Source organism: Caldicellulosiruptor naganoensis, from assembly GCF_026914285.1.
GTDB classification, from domain to species: Bacteria; Bacillota; Thermoanaerobacteria; order Caldicellulosiruptorales; family Caldicellulosiruptoraceae; genus Caldicellulosiruptor; species Caldicellulosiruptor naganoensis.
Map to the genome: position 1 here is coordinate 219,201 of NZ_CP113864.1, position 18,260 is coordinate 237,460.

Annotated in this window: 13 protein-coding genes and 3 pseudogenes; 8 read left to right on the forward strand and 8 right to left on the reverse strand. The window is 35.8% G+C overall.

Annotated elements, in window-relative coordinates; all coding sequences use genetic code 11:
• Positions 1-51: 51 nt before the first annotated feature.
• The 3 genes and pseudogenes from OTJ99_RS01045 to OTJ99_RS01055 form a co-directional block, all read right to left on the reverse strand.
• Positions 52-1,277 (reverse strand): annotated as a pseudogene (locus tag OTJ99_RS01045) (endo-1,4-beta-xylanase).
• A 58-nt stretch (positions 1,278-1,335) separates the two neighbouring features.
• Positions 1,336-2,133 carry a polysaccharide deacetylase family protein gene (locus OTJ99_RS01050; RefSeq protein ID WP_045164487.1) on the reverse strand — a complete coding sequence of 266 codons (798 nt, stop codon included), beginning with the start codon at positions 2,131-2,133 and terminating at the stop codon, positions 1,336-1,338.
• A 28-nt stretch (positions 2,134-2,161) separates the two neighbouring features.
• Positions 2,162-4,049: pseudogene (locus OTJ99_RS01055) on the reverse strand (sialate O-acetylesterase).
• A gap of 299 nt (positions 4,050-4,348) precedes the next feature.
• Between OTJ99_RS01055 and OTJ99_RS01065 the strand changes: the two are divergent.
• Positions 4,349-5,613, forward strand: a pseudogene (locus tag OTJ99_RS01065) (hypothetical protein).
• 225 nt (positions 5,614-5,838) lie between these two features.
• Here the strand turns inward: OTJ99_RS01065 and OTJ99_RS01070 are convergent.
• Positions 5,839-6,429, reverse strand: coding sequence for a type III-B CRISPR-associated protein Cas10/Cmr2 (locus OTJ99_RS01070; protein ID WP_045164486.1), 591 nt, complete (start codon positions 6,427-6,429; stop codon positions 5,839-5,841).
• A 298-nt stretch (positions 6,430-6,727) separates the two neighbouring features.
• Between OTJ99_RS01070 and csx1 the strand changes: the two genes are divergently transcribed.
• Complete coding sequence (csx1, locus tag OTJ99_RS01075) at positions 6,728-8,032, forward strand: CRISPR-associated CARF protein Csx1 (protein ID WP_052671453.1); 1,305 nt, start codon at positions 6,728-6,730, stop codon at positions 8,030-8,032.
• A gap of 61 nt (positions 8,033-8,093) precedes the next feature.
• On the opposite strand, the gene OTJ99_RS01080 is transcribed toward csx1, so the two are convergent.
• Entirely contained in the window at positions 8,094-9,797 is a 1,704-nt protein-coding gene (locus tag OTJ99_RS01080; protein WP_045164485.1) for an IS1634 family transposase, read from the reverse strand.
• Positions 9,798-10,014: 217 nt separating this feature from the next.
• Here OTJ99_RS01080 and OTJ99_RS01085 point away from each other — a divergent pair, with 217 nt between their 5' ends.
• A complete protein-coding gene (locus OTJ99_RS01085) occupies positions 10,015-10,200 on the forward strand; it encodes a TM1812 family CRISPR-associated protein (RefSeq protein ID WP_045164484.1) in 186 nt (61 codons plus the stop codon).
• Between the two features lie 48 nt (positions 10,201-10,248).
• On the opposite strand, the gene OTJ99_RS01090 is transcribed toward OTJ99_RS01085, so the two are convergent.
• The gene (locus tag OTJ99_RS01090; protein WP_045164483.1) at positions 10,249-12,765 is read right to left on the reverse strand and encodes a transglycosylase domain-containing protein; all 2,517 of its coding nucleotides are present in this window, start codon (positions 12,763-12,765) and stop codon (positions 10,249-10,251) included.
• 180 nt (positions 12,766-12,945) lie between these two features.
• Between OTJ99_RS01090 and hydE the strand changes: the two genes are divergently transcribed.
• The gene (hydE, locus tag OTJ99_RS01095; protein ID WP_045164482.1) at positions 12,946-14,007 is read left to right on the forward strand and encodes a [FeFe] hydrogenase H-cluster radical SAM maturase HydE; all 1,062 of its coding nucleotides are present in this window, start codon (positions 12,946-12,948) and stop codon (positions 14,005-14,007) included.
• Between the two features lie 95 nt (positions 14,008-14,102).
• Positions 14,103-14,795, forward strand: coding sequence for a hypothetical protein (locus tag OTJ99_RS01100; protein ID WP_045164481.1), 693 nt, complete (start codon positions 14,103-14,105; stop codon positions 14,793-14,795).
• Between the two features lie 58 nt (positions 14,796-14,853).
• On the opposite strand, the gene OTJ99_RS01105 is transcribed toward OTJ99_RS01100, so the two are convergent.
• Positions 14,854-16,275, reverse strand: coding sequence for an MFS transporter (locus OTJ99_RS01105; RefSeq protein WP_045165505.1), 1,422 nt, complete (start codon positions 16,273-16,275; stop codon positions 14,854-14,856).
• A gap of 205 nt (positions 16,276-16,480) precedes the next feature.
• Between OTJ99_RS01105 and OTJ99_RS01110 the strand changes: the two genes are divergently transcribed.
• From OTJ99_RS01110 to OTJ99_RS01120, 3 genes are all read left to right on the forward strand, one after another.
• Positions 16,481-17,131 (forward strand): hypothetical protein, encoded by a 651-nt coding sequence (locus OTJ99_RS01110; protein ID WP_045165504.1) that lies wholly within the window; start codon positions 16,481-16,483, stop codon positions 17,129-17,131.
• A gap of 86 nt (positions 17,132-17,217) precedes the next feature.
• Positions 17,218-17,394, forward strand: coding sequence for a hypothetical protein (locus OTJ99_RS01115; protein WP_235374686.1), 177 nt, complete (start codon positions 17,218-17,220; stop codon positions 17,392-17,394).
• 7 nt (positions 17,395-17,401) lie between these two features.
• Positions 17,402-17,704 carry a Uma2 family endonuclease gene (locus OTJ99_RS01120; RefSeq protein WP_235374685.1) on the forward strand — a complete coding sequence of 101 codons (303 nt, stop codon included), beginning with the start codon at positions 17,402-17,404 and terminating at the stop codon, positions 17,702-17,704.
• A 119-nt stretch (positions 17,705-17,823) separates the two neighbouring features.
• On the opposite strand, the gene queF is transcribed toward OTJ99_RS01120, so the two are convergent.
• On the reverse strand, positions 17,824-18,234 hold the full coding sequence (gene queF / locus OTJ99_RS01125; RefSeq protein WP_045165503.1) for a preQ(1) synthase: 411 nt from the start codon (positions 18,232-18,234) through the stop codon (positions 17,824-17,826).
• Positions 18,235-18,260 lie beyond the last annotated feature (26 nt).

Consider the following 18,260-nt stretch of genomic DNA (forward strand, 5'->3'; position numbering starts at 1 on the left):
AAAAGCCCCTTTTATTTTTATATGAAGCTATTTTACATAGAAAAACTTCTTTTAGAGAGTTATTTCTACAACTTCATTTGCCCTGTCAAGGACAAAATTAGCTTTTTTGTCTTTGCAAACAACTTCATATTCGCCCATGAAACCTGATACTTTTACAGTGCCATTTTCGTCCGTAATCAAACTTTGTGTATCTGTCCACCATTCTTTCTTTATCAATTGGTAAAGGGTGGAGTAAATGGGTTTTATTCTGCCATCTTTTGTAATAAATCCGGCTGGTGCGCCAAGCCACGCAAAAGTGTCAATGAAATTCCACCATGTAATTGCTTCAACAAGTGGGTGTGCAAACAACATTTTGTAGAAAAGTTTTGCTTCCATTGCCTGCCTTTCTTCGCCCTCAGGAGTTGATGGCCAGCTTTCAGGCTTGTAGTCGTTGAGGTCTTTTATGTGCGGTGGCATAAGCTTTCCAGAGATTAATGTAACTTCTGTAAAGTGAAGAGGCAAGCCAAAACGTGAAAACCTTTCAAGCACTTCCTGAGTCTTTTCCACTCCCCAGAAACCCTGGTGCATATGTGACTGTATTCCTATTGCATCAATCTTCACACCTTTGTCAAGCAACGCCTCAATCAGTATTTCATAGGCATCTGAAACAACATAGTCATTGATAAGCAAAATAGCTTTCGGATTTGCCTCTCTTGCTGCGTCAAAGACCATTTTGACAAGACCTATTCTGCCGTATTGCCTGCAAATTCTGGTGATTCCATTGTCGTATTTGTTGAAGTTTGGCATTATAACAACCTCATTTATTACATCCCACATATCGATAAGACCGGCAAAATCGCTTACCTCACGCTTTATCCTTATAAGCTGAGCTTCTAAAATTTGGTCATTGGTAAGTTCTAAAAGCCAATCAGCAGTGACTGTGTGCCAGCAAAGTGGATGACCTTTGAGAACAAAACCGCGATTTTTAACCACTCAGCTGCTTTTTTAAGCCGCTGCGTATCTGGTTTGCCCCTGACAGGTTCAAACCTGCCACAGTAAAAAGGAAGCGTGGCAAAGTTGAAAAGGTCAACAAATTTTTCAAAGGCCATTTCAGCTTTTTCTCTCAGGTCACCTGAAAACTCGCCGTTTACAAAAGGAACAATTGAAAATTCTGCACATCCAAATAAAAACTTGTGTTTAGTTTGCCGGACTGTGATTTCAACATTTTTCAAAGGTTTGCCATCAGCTGCAGTAATTTTCAATAGAACTTGGCTTTTTCGGTGTTCGTATCTATCCATTTTTAAAACCTCCTAAAAACAAAATATTCACAAAACTCAAGTTTAATTGTATTACCGGCTACTTAATTTCAACAATTTCACCTCCTTTTACCTCTACAGTATGGCCATTTACAGAAAGCCATACAGAAATGGCCGAGGGATTGTAAACAATATCTCTTTTTACAGAAAACTCAAGCATTCTCAACGCTTTGATGTATCTTACAATTTCAATATTTGTCGCAAACCAAACAGAAGTTGTTTTTGAAACCATCTTGCAAAAATCTTCAATCAACTTCCAGTTGTTTTCTCGTTCAAACTCGAAGCTGTGTCCCCATACATACATAAGTTGCAGATGATTTTGATTTTCTGTTTCCAAAAACCTCTTTGTAATTTCAAGCAGATCTTGTTTATGATGGCAGGTTGGATTCCACACAAGAAAATTTGTTGGTATGTTAAAACTATAAGTGGAACTTACCGTCCTTGAATATTCAATACCAAGCGATGGCAAAATCTTCACAACTTCTTCATTGTAAACTCCATATGGATATGACATTCCTTTGACAGGATATCCAACCAGGGTCTCTAAGTATCTCCTGTCTTCAATAATCTCTTCAATTATGCTTTCAAGAGGTATTGAGTCTAAAAAAGGATGAGTTTTTGCATGTATTCCAAGTTCATGCCCTTTATAAAGCTGAGAAACTTCATCAAGAAGGACAAAGATATCCTTGCCAAGATTTGCTGAGTTTAAAAAGAAAGTTCCTCTAATTCCGTATTCGTTAAATATGCTGACAAGTTTTCTGTCATATACCTGTCCATCGTCATAGCTCATTGTAAGCGCCTTCGATCTGCCACCTGGGAATAAATAGCATATATTCATTTATAATCCCTCCATTAAACGAAATATTTTAAATCTCATCTTCAGTTGTAAAAGGAGATGCTGGCAACCCCTCTTTGTTGTAAAGATTTGCACCTTCTGGATTGTCAGCCCAAGCATATCTTACATAAACAGGGTTTTGAATACTCTCGTGCCACACAACCACTTTGTCATCTTCTATGACAGCATTTGCCCATACAAATTTTTTGTCTTTTCCAGCTATTGCAAAGTGTTTTAGCATGCCACTTCCTTTTGCAACAAGGCCACTGCCCACTTCTGAAAACTCTAAGACAATCTTACTTCCCTCAATTTTCATAGATTTATAAAGAGGGCCTGATGCTACCAAGTCTTTTTCGCCGTACGCCACTTTTTGAGCAAGAAGAGCAAGCCTTTGAGCTACATCTTTTTTGTTCGATGGGTGAAGGTCGTTCCACTCACCAAGGTCAATTGCAACTGCCATTCCCACATTGTCAAGGAAAAGAAGAGCTCTTCTTTGTTCTTCTCTCAGCCTTGCCCAGTTGCTCTCACAAGGCTGCGGTTTTGCTTCCATAAAGTTTGCAAGCTGCACATATAAAAATGGTAGATTACTATCACCCCATTTCTTTCTCCAGTCTTCAACAAGAGCACACAGCTTTTTGCAGTAGCCCTCAGGCCTGTCTGTATTGGACTCACCCTGGTACCATATTATACCTTTTATACTGTAGTTTAGAAGCGGCGCAATCATTCCGTTGTAAAGACCTGTAGGTTTGTACTGCCAAAAAGTTTGTGGTGGCAAGAGTTCTTTGGCTTGAACTCCGACCTTGCACAGCCATTTGCCTTTGAGGTCAAGCTTGCAGTCTTCTGTAAATATCTTGTATTCTTTTCCTTTTACAAACTCTCCATTCCCATCGTTGCTTATTACTCTTACAACAATTGTATTTTTTCCTTCTTTTAGAAGACCTGCAGGTATATTATACTTTCTTGGTGGATATCGATATGAAGTTGAACCAATCAGCTTTCCGTTGACATATGTAAAGTCGCTGTCTACTATTGTTCCAAGATAAAGTTTTGCTGGTTTTCCTGCCATGCACGAAGGTATGTCTATTTCTTTTCTGAACCACACAACACCTATTGTTGAGTCAAGCCCCATTTCCTTCCATGAGCCCGGGATGGTTACTGTTTTCCAATCAGATGGGCTATAGTTTTCTTCAAAGAATGGTAGAGGTTGATTTTTAAGTCCAATGTCGAAAGTATCTAAATAGTCAAACCATGTCTTTATTTTTGCCTCTTGTTCTTTTTTGACAGATTCTATATAACTGTCGTCCTTGAGTTTTTCAAGTTCTTCAGGATTTTCAAGAAACTTGTATACTATGTCTTTGCTCATCCATGCTTCTATTGGAGTTCCACCAACACATGCCTTAATCAGTCCAATTGGTACATTGTATTTTTTGTAAAGTGCTTTTGCAAAAATACCCCACAGCTGAAAATTTAAGTAAAGTCTCTTTGCTAAGAACTTCCCAGCAGCCACCTTCTAATTCTTCCAGCGGACCTTTAAAATAGTATCTGTCGGGGACTGTAAACTGCCTGATAGATGGAATGTTGCAGTCTTCAAGCTCTTCAGGATATGAATCAATAACCCTTTCCATTGGCAAAACCATGTTGGACTGACCAGAGCAGATCCACACATCTCCAATAAGAATATCTTTTATGGTAATAGTAAGATGTGTGCATTTAATCTCCATCAAGTAAGGGCCGCCTGCCTGCAAGGGCGGCAAAGTAACTTCCCATTTTCCTTCATCAGTGGCTTTTGTAGAGTATGATTTGCCTAAGAAGTTTACTGTTACCGTTTCACCTGGATCAGCCCAGCCCCAAATTTTTACACTTTTGTTCCTTTGAAGTACCATTTTGTCACTTAATAAGTAGGGCAGTCTCAATGACATATTCAATCACCTTGACCTTTAAATATTTTAAAATGAGAAAGCGATTTCAAAATGAAGTATAACAATAAACCTAAGAAGGTTGAATCTGCTTGCAAAAAATATTATATCACTCCGAACAGGCAAAGAAAACTGAAAAGTTAAAAAGCTTTTTTTCAAACCATCTTGATTAGCCATCATGTGTTTGTTAAGACCGCATAAAAAGAAAGTAATAAAACAAAGATATGGTTACATTAATATTTTTGAATATTAAGAGGCAAAATATTAATTGAAATCTCACAAACAAAGGTAGGTGATTTAATTTGCTAAATCCTTTCAAGGAAAAAACAATCAAATTAGAAGATGGTTTTATGGATTGGAATACTATGTATCCAAAATCATACTCTAAAGCTGATGTTGATCCTTATACCAAAACAAGAATAATCCTGATGAATGGAATAGAGACAGAGGCAGCAATCTTTCTTCATCAATTTCACAGACACTGCCAAGATAATAACATAAGACGCGAACTTGCTGCAGTCCGCAGAATTGAACAGATGCAGCAAAAGCACATTAACTGGTTAAAACCTATTGACGAAACACCTCTTGAGACAACAAAATAGGCTATGAACATGTTGCGGTAGACCTAACTGCATGGCTTGCTCAAAATGAGCCCGACCCTTATGTCAAACAAACACTTGATTTTATACTCCTTGAAGACTTTGACCATTTATACAGATATGCAAATTTGCTTGACATGGACGCGAATACACCAGCTGCAAATCTTGTTCGAAGCTATGTAGAAATCACACCCGGACGTCCAACAATTGCGCATCACAGGCATCCTTATGATACAGTGAGAAAATATGTTGATTTCAAAAAAGCAGATATTCGCACTATTATGAACATCTTGACGATAACCGCAGGCGAGCAGCAGACAATGAATTTTTACAACAACATTGGAAACACCTACTCCAATAACCTTGGCAGAAAGCTTTACCTTGAAATTGCTCTTGTTGAAGAAGAACATGTAACTCAATATGGCTCGTTGATAGACCCAACACTGACATGGCTTGAGAGCTGGATTTTGCATGAATATACAGAGTGCTACTTGTACTATTCATTCTATGAGGACGGAGCAGATCCAAATGTAAAGCCAGTTTGGGAGATGCATCTTGCTCAGGAAATTGCCCATCTTCACAAGGCAGCAGAACTTCTTTCACAGCATGAGAACAAAGATTACACTCAGATAATTGGTGAAGGAAGTTTTCCGCAGCTTTTGAAATTCCATGACACAAAAGAGTATGTACGAAAGATTTTAGCTGAGCAAGTTGAACTTACAGCTGACAAGGAAGATTTGAGAGATGTAAATCTTTTGCCGCAGGACCATACCTTTTTCGCTTTCCAGAACAAAATAAATGGCGATGTCAATTCAGTTGCAAGCCATGTAGTGATTGACATGCATATAAAGACAAAAGGAGAAGATTACCGAGCTGAGATGCGACCAAATCCTGTTGAGGCACTTCAAAATAGAAAGGAAGACAATTATCTTGTAGGAAGGACAAAGCAAAGGAAAACGACAATATAATTTAAAAAGAACACTTAATAGGGGCAGTTCACAGTGGTTGCTGCCCTTATTTTCTTGCAGACTCTTTAACTTTACTGCTCAAAAAATTTCTTACTTCTACTAATAAAACTTTTTAATAAACTCATAAATAAATTGCAAGTTTCCTAAAAATTTTATTAAAAAAAGAAGGATTTTTACAATTAATGTCGAAATATAATAATTAATACAGTTTGACCCAGGAACTTGTTAAAAAAGGTAAGAAAGAATATAACTTCCTGCCCATAAATCTTGGGCTTTACGCGCTGTTGCAATAAAACTCTGAACAGGTCCGATAGTGAAAAGTAAAAATGCTGGTATATCACCTTTTAATTCGCCACAGAAAAGTTTGTCAACATCTGTAATAGCAGTTGCAATTGCACTTGTCTGAACTAAATGGTTGTAAATTGAATGAGAAGGTATTCTACTATCTGCCGGATGTATGTTTACCCATTTGAAAAACTCAGGGACATATTGCCAAAGAAGTAAGAAAGCTAATTTTGCTTTTTCATCATCACATTTCAAATAGGAACATACCTTTGCTAACAGTTGAAAAAAGTGTTCTAATGCAAGGTGATTTTTTTCAAAGTATTTGTGAATGACTTTTTTTCTGATTTTTCTTGAGTAGATATCATGAAAATGGATTTCTTCTGGTTTTCTAACTGTTGAGGTTTTTCGTTTAAGTACTTCGCCTAATATTTCGTTCAGTGGATAAGAAATTTTATCAGCAATTTTTGTCAGCTCTGAGAATTCTTCTATACATTCATTAGGAATAATATAGTTTAGAAATCTTTCTGCCACTATTTCATGGATTGCTTCGTGGTTTTTATTTTTTGGACACATAAAATTTTGTATATTAAGTTTTGGCCTGGGGTCTGACTCACCCTTATCAAGACTCAGTACTCACTGTTTGTCAAGAGGGTCATGTAAGAAGGCTTTTAGTTTTAGCTTCCATATGCTCATTTTACTCACCTTTCAAACTTTAGATAAGTTTCGACATGTTTGAACATTCAATGAAAAAGTTTGTATAATTATATCACATATGAACAAAAAATCAATAATAAAAGTTAAATCGACTTTACCACAGGAGGTTTTTAGAGTGAGATTAATATATCAATTAGGACGTTTGGATGCTAATATGGAATCTCAAAAATTTAAGATTGCAGGTGATGCTGATGAAAATTACATTGAATCTGAACTAAGTTCTCTTTTTTTAAAGAAATATTTCGAAAACAGAAAAGGAAATGAAATGGAAAGTGAAACAAAGGTGATACTACTTTATCCTGTAAGTTTACCTTTTAATACTACTTTGCTTAGAAGTACAAAACTTGATGAAAAACTCAAAGAAGAAATTGTAAATATTTGGAGAAATGAGGATGAATACTTTAAAAATCCATATGAATTTTTTGGAAATAATTTCCCTTATGGTAAAGAAAAAGATGATTTCATAGTTATTCACTCAATAGGTAAATATCCATACGGTAAAGGTGAAGAAGGTACAAAAGAAATAAGGTTTGATACTGTTTATGGAGACATTGTATTAGAAATTTTCCTTGACATGCTAAAAAGATATCTCAAGGAAAATAATTTAATATCAGAAGTTTATATTGATATTTCAAGCGGACACAATATTTATATTTCGGCTATGCTTGAAGCACTCAGGCATTTTGCTACATTTACAAATTTAAGACACTGGGTAGATAAAAGAAAAAGACCCAAATTATTTATAACAATTTGTGATCCTATTTTGCCTGGTAGTCAAAATATTCATCAAGTATACAGGGAAGAGCAGCGATTTGTTGTTTTCTTTGAGTCTCCTTTGAGGTTAAATGATTTGAAGAAAATTGAAAAAATATTCTTTAACAATGATGAATTTAAGAAAGATGTAAAGGATGTTTTAGAAAGGTTTTTGTTGACTTTTAGCGCTATAAAAAACAATGTACCTCTTTATCTGTTTGATGCCTATAGTTTCATTGACAAATCAGACGAAGTTAGTAAGATGCTCAGCAACGTAGTTGAATACTTACATAATAAAATAACAGAAAGTTACAGATATTCTCCTAAGTTGGATAAAAGTATTTGTATTAGAATAATAAATGCACTTGGGTTTTATTTGGGAATAATTGATGTAATGAATTATTCAAAAATTTCACCGTATGAGCCTAAAAAGGGTATTTTAATAAAAGATGTAAAAGATAAAGTAATTGAAATGTACAACAAATTTGGTCTCACCAATAATATTGATATTTTGGAAGTTGAGCTGCACAAACTAAGGGGACTATATAAAAAGATTGATCCAAAATGGATTAGAGAAAGATGTAATAATTATTTGGAAAAAATAAAAAACGAAAAAGATTCAAAAGACAGAATGCAACGCAATTTTTTCTTGACTTTGTCAGTTTGAAGCTCAAAAAGCTTGGGAGGACTGGGATTGACAAAATATGGACCTCAATTTTGTCACTACATCATTTGCTAATACCAATAAATTCTAAGCCTTCCTCATATGTCATGAAGTTTTTTGGACCCTTTATCTTCATTACATTCAGTATATCTCCAGCTTCTCCCTCAATTTTTTGCTTTATCAAATATTTCTTCCCTTTTATCTCTATTTCAAAAAAGTTCATTGAATATATTGCTTCCATTATCCTTTCACTACTTATTCCTTTACCTTTTCTCCTCAAAATATATTCCAATGTCCTTTGCAGTAAAAATGCCAAAAAACATATCACAAAATGTCCTTTTATTCTGCTTTCTGTAAAGTGATATATCGGTCGCACTTCTAAACAGCTTTTCATTACTCTGAATGACTGTTCTATCTTCCATAAATCGTGATATGCTCCTAAAACCTCTTCTACATCCATATCCTTTTTGCTCGTTTGAATTGCATAATAACCGTCAAATTTCTCATCTCGTTTTATCGCTTCCTCATCCAATACATATTCTTCTGATTTTGATTTCTTCTTCAAATATTTCCTTGCACCTTTCTTTTCTAAGGCTGTTATGCTTCCTTTGTTCTCTAAAAGCTCTTTGGCTTTTCTTACCAATCTCTCTCTGTCTTCTTTGTCTTTCTTGGCTCTCTTGCTTGAATACGTTATTATCAAATTCTCTTCTATTTTGAACTCTTTACCCTCTTCATCCTTGACAATATTTGTTCTTTCCAATACCTTATATTTGAATTCATCACCATAAATTTCTTCAGCATTCAAACATCTTTTGCCATCAAGTCTTTTATATCCTTCTTCATTAAAAACTTCATCTAAAATTTCTTTACTTGCATTCTTTAATCTGCTTGCTACTATATAGTCGTACCCAGCTTCTTTTATCATCTTTAAATTTATTCTGCTGTTAAGCCCTTTGTCTGCTACTATTATTATCTTATCTATACTAAATTTTTCCTTCAGCTTCCTCAGTATCTTTACCATCGTCTTGCTATCTATCGTATTACCAGGAAAAAGTTCATACCCTATCGGTCTGCCTTCTTTGTCCACCAAAAGCCCTAATACAACTTGCACTTCATTTACCTTGTTGTCTTTGCTAAACCCAAAATTTTTAAGTTCATCCGCTCTACAACTCTCAAAGTATATTGTCGTCACATCATAAAACACTACATCAACTACCATCTTAAATAAGTCTTTATTTCTCTGATACAGGTATGTCTCTAAATCTTCTTTTACACTGTCAAGAAAATCTAAACACCTGTACAATTGATTCAAATCTATATCCTCTTCAAATCCAAAATATTTGCTTCTCTGATGATAAGTTCTTAGTTTGCTCATTGGCTCTATCAATCTCTGTATGGTCATTAAAAAACTTACTTTGTCTACATCAAATTTTATCTTTCTCTCTTTTGCTGCTTTCCCTTTTAAAAACTTATCAATTTCAAGCTCCTGCCATAACTTTCTGTATACAATGTATCCCCAGTTTTTTACAACTGCATCCGAAATATCTTCTTCAGATTCAATAGTAACAGCTTTTGCATTCTCAGTAGTTGTTTCAGCGACAATATCAGATAGTTTTTTTACAATGTTTTTAAAAGCGGGGTCATCTTTGAGAATATCAAGTCTACCAAAGTTAAATAGTACTCTTTGCTTTACTTTACCATTTTCACGGTAATTTTCGACTAACCTAACATACTGATAACCGCCAGCATTAGTAATTTTGACAAACATATGGCAACTCCTTGAAGATAGTTTGTTATATTGTACCACAAAATATTTAAAAAGTCAAGCAAATTCAGTATATATTAAGCTAAAATTTGTCCCTACATTTTTTAAAATTTTTTATTTTTCTCTTCTTGAAACCCGCATAAATTAAGACTTTGTTATTTTTTGTTAGCTCAAAAACACCTCTTAACTGACAAAGTCAAGAGAAAGATGTAATAATTATTTGGAAAAAATAAAAAACGAAAAAGATTCAAAAGACAGAATGCAACGCAATTTTTTTGCTCACTGTGGACTTGAAGAGCATTTTGTTTTTGTAGCGGAAGAAAAGGAAGGCACTTTTGTAAGGTATATTGAGGAATTGCCTGAATTAAGAGATACAATAAAAGAGATGCTTCTTCAACGAATATAAAAAGCGGAGCCTCTTGTGCTCCGCGTTTTTATTAAATTTTTCCCCGCTTTACCTCTGCCCATAAGCTTCACCTGATGTAGTTTGTTGCTCTTGGGGACCACTTCCGGTTTCGGCTTGATTTGTTTGAAAAAAGCCTTGCTGAGTGCTGCTACCAGAACCGCTTTGCATCTTACTTCCTTGTCCTTCCAAATTACCACCTTGCAAAGTCTGATTTTCTCCTTGTGGCTGAAGATTTGTCTGATCCTGTGGCAGATTTTCTAGTGCTTTGTGAATGTTACAGTACTTTGTTGGTGCTTGGTACATATAATCATCCGGTGGTACAACTGACTTTGAGGTATCAGGCCAGATGGGGTTGTCTCTGCGAATAAATACCTTCTCAATGAAATTAAGACAATACTGGGTGGCCAACGCTTTTGATTCTGTGCACACTTTTAGCTTAACATGCCTGTCACAGTACTCTGTTGGCTCTGTGCCAGCGACAAATATCTCCTTTATTACCTGACTTCCTCTTGGATCTTGCCTACATAGGTCTGTTGCAAGTTTTCCAGACTCTTTGCAAATGTACTTTTCAACAATTCCAGGTGGCCTTAAAAATCCAGAGCTTACACCTTTTTTGCTCACAACCTTGTCCATTATGCCCTTGAAAATCTTTAAAGCCGGGTTTGTACCTGTAAGATAATTTAATGCAACAGGCTTGTCTTCACCAACCCAAACACCAAGTGCATAGTTTGGAGTGTACCCTACAAACCACCTGTCTTTACTATCATCAGTTGTACCTGTTTTTCCTGCAACAGGGTAAGAGAATTTCACACCTACTGTAATTCTTGCAGATACAACGCTTTGTAAAATATTTGTCAAAATGTATGCATTTTTCTCATCCATTACCTTTCTTTTGTAGGGTATTCTTTCAAACAAAGTAACTCCATTTTTATCTTCAATCTTAGTAATAAAATAAGGTTTTATATATATCCCACCATTTGCAACTGCAGCAAATGCAGCTGTCAGTTCAATTGGCTTTACACCGTAAGTAAACCCACCAATTGCAATAGAAAGGTTATTCATGTCCTGTGGAGCCAAAGTGGTAAACCCGAATCTTTTTAGGTTTCTGTACACATTTTGAATACCAAGGTTGTAGGCAACTTTTACAGCTGGTACGTTTGCAGACCACTGCAGGGCTTCTCTTAGCGTCATCAACCCTTTATAGCCGCGCTTCCCAGCAACTACATTGCTCTTGTACCAGTTTCTTGGTGTGTAGCCTCCTACTGAAAATGGGACATCGTCAATTATTGTTGCTGCCGTATAGCCATTTTCAAGCGCAAGTGCATAGTCAGCAATTGGCTTGATACTAGATCCGGGCTGGCGCACAGACATTGTCGCCCTGTTTAAAAGCCTTACACCTTTTAAATTTCCTCTTCCGCCCATTATGCCTTTTACTGCTCCTGTTGAAAAATCTATCAACACTGCTGCTGCCTGTGGCTGGGGTGTGCCAGATGCATCATAGTGACGAATTTTGGGCATATATGCAGGGTCAGAAAATACCTCCTCCATAATACTTTGGATAGTTTCATCCATTGTTGTATAAATTTTGAGTCCGCCGCCATAGATAAGATTTTCTGCTTCATCCTCTGATATTTTCTTTTTAGTTGATAAAACCTCAATAGCCTCATCTATTACAGAATCAACAAAGTATGGATGTTTATAGGCAGACTCCATTGGAATATCTTTTTTAACATACACAAGCTTTTGATTTTTTGCCTCTAAATATTCCTGTTCGGTGATATAACCAAGTTCTAACATTTTTTTAAGAACAAGCTCTTGCTTTTTCTTTGCATGTTCCGGAAAGACATAAGGATTGTAGTATGAGGGATTTTGCGTAATGCCTGCAATTAGAGCACACTCTGCTAAGGTCAACTGCGACACATCTTTTCCAAAATAGATATACGCAGCCGCCTCAACACCATATGCACCATTTCCAAGATTTATAGTATTCAAATACTCTTCCATAATCTGCTCTTTTGTCCACACTTTTTCGAGTTGGATTGCCAAATACTGTTCTTGTATCTTTCTTTTGAATGATTTTTCAAAGGTCAGAAGCTTATTTCTCACAAGCTGCTGTGTGATTGTGCTTGCACCTTCAGATAGGCTTCCGCTTTTGATATTTTTGTAAATTGCACCGAAAATTCGTTTAATATCAATTCCGTTATGCTGCCAGAATCTTTCATCCTCAATTGCCACAAAAGCATTGATAAGGTTTTTTGGTATCTTGCTGTAAGGGACTCTAATTCTGTTTTCACTTCCATGGAGCCGCGCAATTTCGTTTCCACTTTGGTCGTATACAATTGTTGTTTGACTATCATTTGCAGAACTTGTTATTATATCCAAAGCGTTGGGTGGTATTGCCTTTATGTATGCTGTAACCATTCCAAATACAGCGCCAATTGCAACCACTGCACTTGCAATGAGCAAAATTAAAAGTGTTCTTAAAAAGCTTTTTATAAAGATTCTAAAGCCAGAGTTAATTTTAGTTTTTTTAGAATTTTTGCTTTTTTTGATATTTTTGACCATAAAAAAACCTCCTTTTATTCAATTATACCACAAAAACAAAGAGGTATACCGTTTTGAAAAGTTTTGTCAGAAAGCTCAGAAAGCTATTTTTCTTTAAAATTTGCTTATAATATAGTATAATGAAATTAAATATCCTTTTAAAATGATAGAAATACTCTAATTTTGTGAGGAGAAGAAAAAATGAAGGCAAAAGAAATTTTGGACAAAGCTTACAATACCCATAAGCTTAGCAAAGATGAAATAAAATTTTTGCTATCCCTTGAAGGAGAAGAAAAAGAACTTTTGTTTGAATATGCAGACAGAGTGAGGAAAGAATATGTTGGTGATGATGTTTATTTGAGAGGACTTATAGAATTTTCAAGCTATTGCAAAAACGACTGTTTTTACTGTGGGCTCAGGCGTAGCAACAAAGAAGCTCAACGCTACAGAATGCAAGAAGATGAGATAGTTGAGGTTGCAAAAAGAGCATACGCCATAGGCTACAGAACGGTTGTACTCCAGTCTGGTGAAGACCCATACTATACAAAAGATAGAATTTGTAGTATTATAAAGAAAATAAAAGAAAATATAGATGTTGCAATAACACTTAGCATTGGTGAAAGGTCATATGAAGATTACAAAGCATTTCGGGAAGCTGGAGCAGATAGGTACCTTATGAGGTTTGAGACATCCAACAAAGTTCTCTATCAAAAATACCACCCGGGGATGAGCTTTGAAAATAGAATAGAATGTTTGAGATGGATAAAAAGTTTAGGATATGAGCTTGGGACAGGGTTTTTGATTGGTCTTCCGGAACAGACAATAGATGATTTGGCAGACGACATACTTCTTGTGTATGAACTTGACAGTGACATGGTAGGAATAGGTCCTTTTATACCCCATCCCCAAACACCTTTAAAAGATGCTGAGGTGGGGTCTGTTGATCTGACATTAAAGTGTATTGCAATTTTAAGGCTGTTGCTTCCAGACAGCAACATCCCAGCAACAACTGCGCTTGGCACGTTGGACCCTCTTGGGCGGCAAAAGGGGCTAAAGTGCGGTGCTAACATTGTCATGCCAAATGTAAATGACCTCAAATACAAGCTAAAATACGAACTTTACCCCGGCAAAATCTGTATAAATGAAGATGCAACAAAGTGTAGAGGCTGTATTGAGTCAATTATAATTTCTCTTGGTAGAAAAGTAGGGCAAGGTTATGGCCAGAGCAGGCATTATAGGTTGAAAAAGGCTGTTGGAGATTAATTCTATTGATTTCGGTCGTATTGTGGTATAGACTTTTGAATATAAACACCTAGAACAAGGTTTTTTCACTCCTTTAAAAAGGGGATTTTAAAAAGATGAGGATAAAGAAAAGCAATAGCAACAAAAAGTGGATTTTAGGCCTTATAATAGGAGTTATTTTAGGGCTTGTAGGAGGGGTGGTAGCAGGGTATTATATCTCATCACACATAGCTACCCAAAAACAGCAAGTGTCTTCTCCAGCTTCCACGCAGCAGCAATCACAAGCTGAAAGTACGACATCTTCTGGCGTTTTACCACAAACCTCAAAATCTCAGCAAAATCAACAGCAAGCACAAGAAGGTACCAATTTACAAAAACCAAAAACTTACAAGGCATATGGCAGGTATTTAGGAGAAGCAGATAGACATTCAATTGAAGTAAATCTTTTGAACACCAGTTTTGATTATAAGACGTTTGAGTTTGAGCCGGCAAATATACAAAAGTACAATCTGCAACCGGGTCAAATTGTAGAGCTTGAGTTTGAAGAGCCTCACGATGGAAGAAATCCAAAGATAACAAATTTAAATGTTCCGGATGAGATTACATTAAAAGGAAAATTTATAGGACTTGCTGATAATAACTTTGCCGAGTTTTTGTTCGACCAAAAACACGTTGTGCTTCAGATAACTGCTGTTTCAGACAAGATTTCTTATCTTGATGAGAATACAGATGTGGAGGTCACTTTCAAGACAAATCCGCAAGATCCAAACTCAAACCCTGTTGTGACGGATATAAAGATTTTGAAATAAAATATAAAAGAGGAGGGGCTCCTTGTATCAACACAGCGAGAGAGCCCCTTTTTGAATTCTAATTTGGATTTTCTTCAGTTTTGTAGATATTTTCTCTTTTTATTGACGCTACTATTCCCGCAATGGAGAGGATTGAGAACACAAAAAAGCTTATCTTCATGCTCTTTAGAATCATCAGATAATTTTCATGAGAGAGTTTTGCACCTTTTAAGTACAAAGAGAATATAAAAGAGACAATTGCCATTGAAAATGCCTGTCCCATTACTCTCATGACAGATATTGTAGATGACGCCGCACCATACAGAGACTGAGGCACAGAGCTCATCACAACATTTGTATTAGGTGATGAAAAAAGTCCAAAGCCAACACCCATAATAATTAGGTTTATTATAACAAAGACTATATTTGTCTTACTTAAGAACAAAGAAAAGATGAAAAGCCCGGCGGTTGTGAGAGCCATTCCTGCTGTTGCAAGCTTTCTTGGTTCAATTTTTTCTGATGCCCGCCCTGAAATTAGTGATGTAATAACCTGTGATATAGGCTGCAAAATTAAAACAGTTCCAGCAAACTGTGAAGGTATAGCTTTTACAATCTGAAGATACAGCGAAAGAAGATACGATGCAGAGAATGTACAGCTGTAGTTTATAAGTGCTGCTAAGTTAGAAAATCCAAATTGAGGGATTTTTACAAACAACTTCACATCAAGCAAAGGGTTTTGAGTGGAAAGTTCAAATACTACAAATAGTACTAAAAAAGCAAAACCTAAGAAGAATAAAATCTTTGGTGTTTTGCCAAGCTCAAAAGTTGAAGCACCATAGATCAACAAAAAGAGTCCTACAATGGAAAAGAGTGCCCCAGTTTTATCAAGGTTCTTAAGACTTTCTGCCAAAGAAGCATGCTCTACTACTTTAATTTCTTTTTTTAGCAAGAAAAGACTTACAAGTGATGCAACAAATCCTACCAAAAATGCAAACAAGAATATACTTCTGAATCCAAAAAGTCGCACCAAAATTCCGCCCAAAAAAGGTCCGATTGATGTTCCAAGGTAGACTGTGGCTGTGTTTATCCCAAGAAGTCTTCCTCTTATTTTAGGCGAGTGGTTTTCAATCAAGATTGCAATTGATGTTACAAACACAAAAGCAGAGAAAAAACCTTGTAGAGCTCTGAATATAAACAAGAATGTTATATTTGGCGCTATGGCACACATGAGTGTGGAGAGTGTAAACGAAACATGTCCTGTTATGAATATCTTCGTGCGGTCAAATGTGTCCGAAAGCTTTCCCATTGGCAGAATAAATGCAGCTGAAAATAGCAAGAAAATAGTAATGACAAAGTTTAAATTCTCTGCAACTAAGTTAAATCTTTTAGCAATGTCAGGTGCAGCGATGTTTACTGCGCTTGACATAAAAGGGACCAGAAATGAAGAGGTTGTTGTTGCAATAAGGATGTTTTTGTTAATCTTTTGCTGTGTAAGCTCCATCTTACGTCGCCACCTCTTTTGTATCTTCAAAATTCAACGAAAATGTTACAAACTATATGATATCACTTTTTGCTTAAAATATATACTCTGGAAATCCATAAATTTTGGCACTTTTGGTCTTTGAAAAGGTCAAGGTAAAAATATAAAATTAATTATGTAAAATTATTGAATTAATAATCATAAACTTGTGGGTGATAAAAAAGAGATGAGGGTTGCGTGGAGTGCAACACATCAGGAATTTTTGCTCTCTGACGGGTATTATTTTTCAGGGCTTTATAAAGAACTTTCGAAGAGAGGGGTATTGATCGAGGAAGTTGAGGATTTTGATAGACTTTTTGAGTACGATGTAATTATATTTAACTATCCAGAAAATCCTTTTGAACAAGAAGAAAGAGAGAGAATAAAAAAGAGCTTGCAAGAAGATAAAAAAAGAATTATCTTCACAGCTCACTTTAGAGGAAAAGATGGAGTTGCAGAGATTTGCAATGCTATAGCTAAAGATTTTGGCATAAACATCATGCAAGAAGCAGTTAAAGATGAGAGCTACCACTTAGAAGATGACAATTTTATTATAACAACAAACAATATCGAGAAATACGCATCAGGTGTAAAAGAAGTTGTATTTCCTTATTCAGCTCCGCTTTCTATATCAGATGGTGTGGAAATCATATTAAAAGGTCGAGATACTGCAGTTTCTGATTCAGGGCAAAGATCGCCCATCTTGATTGCACAAAAGAGTTTTGAAAATGGAAGCAAGCTAATTGTCTGTGGAGGCTGCATCTTTTGGGACAACTTTTCACTCTTCAGACTTGACAATCTGCAGTTTGTGATGAATTTGATCTTAGGGAATGAATAGAAAGGAAGCTGGTTTTAAAAAAGTTTTTAGGATATATAGGATATAATTGAAGATATAGAAAGTGTACTACTAAGGTGTTTTTTGAAATGGAAGAGTTTACTTCAATTGAGTTTGATTATAAAAAGTATCAAAAATCAAAAGATGAAGGGCGATATGAGATTATTGAAGGCAGGTTTTTCAACTTAGCAACTTCTCCTTCAGTTTTTCATCGGCATATGTGTGGGAACATTTATCATAAACTTAGGATTTTTTCTGCAGGGTAAAGAATGTGTGCCTTTTATTTCACCTGTTGATGTAAGGCTTGCACCAGAAGGAAGCGAAGAGAGGAATATAAAAAACGTAGTCCAGCCAGATGTGTTTGTGGTTTGTGACAAATCCAAGATTGACCAAAAAGGCATAATAGGAGCGCCAGAATTTGTTGTAGAGGTTGCTTCTCCAAATACATCAGCAAGGGATTATCTTATAAAACTCAAACTTTATGAAAGATATGGCACAAAAGAGTATTGGATTGTAAATCCGCAGGAAAAGAGCGTTGCCGTTTTTGTGAAAGCAAAAGAAGAAGATTCGATATAAGCAGTATATTTTTTCATCCTGCTATTATTAGATCATCTTTTCTCTCTGGCTTTGAGATTTCAACCGACGAAATTTTTGCAGAAATATAACTTAAAAAAATAAAGGGGCAAGGTAGGACCTTACTTTTCGTACCTTGCCACAACTCTTGTTGAAATACCACCACGTTCGTGAAACTCTCCAATCACTTCCATAAACTTTGGCTCAAGCAGTTTTACAAGGTCGTCTAAAATCCTGTTTACTGCATGTTCTTGCAAAATTCCCACATTTCTAAATGATGTCAGGTAATATTTCAGGGATTTTAGCTCAACAAGCTTTTTGTTGGGTATATATCTTATTGTAAGGCGTGCTGTGTCAGGAAGACCTGTCCATGGACAGACCGACGAGAATTCCTCTGTGATATACTCAACTACTGTATTTTTTTCTGGGTATTCATAGTTAATTGCCTCTAAAACATCTGTGTCTATCTTTTCGTATCCATAGATATCAAATCTTCTTTGCTGGTATTTGTCGTTTGAATTTGGCGACTGCATTTTTTCAAAACCTCCTCTTGTTTTGT

Coding starts and splice junctions, on each gene's coding strand:
- queF (WP_045165503.1), bottom strand. CDS start 18,234: ATGCAGTCGCCAAATTCAAACGACAAATACCAGCAAAGAAGATTTGAT.
- OTJ99_RS01050 (WP_045164487.1), bottom strand. CDS start 2,133: ATGAATATATGCTATTTATTCCCAGGTGGCAGATCGAAGGCGCTTACA.
- OTJ99_RS01100 (WP_045164481.1), top strand. CDS start 14,103: ATGAGGATAAAGAAAAGCAATAGCAACAAAAAGTGGATTTTAGGCCTT.
- OTJ99_RS01090 (WP_045164483.1), bottom strand. CDS start 12,765: ATGGTCAAAAATATCAAAAAAAGCAAAAATTCTAAAAAAACTAAAATT.
- OTJ99_RS01105 (WP_045165505.1), bottom strand. CDS start 16,275: ATGGAGCTTACACAGCAAAAGATTAACAAAAACATCCTTATTGCAACA.
- OTJ99_RS01115 (WP_235374686.1), top strand. CDS start 17,218: ATGGAAGAGTTTACTTCAATTGAGTTTGATTATAAAAAGTATCAAAAA.
- OTJ99_RS01110 (WP_045165504.1), top strand. CDS start 16,481: ATGAGGGTTGCGTGGAGTGCAACACATCAGGAATTTTTGCTCTCTGAC.
- OTJ99_RS01080 (WP_045164485.1), bottom strand. CDS start 9,797: ATGTTTGTCAAAATTACTAATGCTGGCGGTTATCAGTATGTTAGGTTA.
- hydE (WP_045164482.1), top strand. CDS start 12,946: ATGAAGGCAAAAGAAATTTTGGACAAAGCTTACAATACCCATAAGCTT.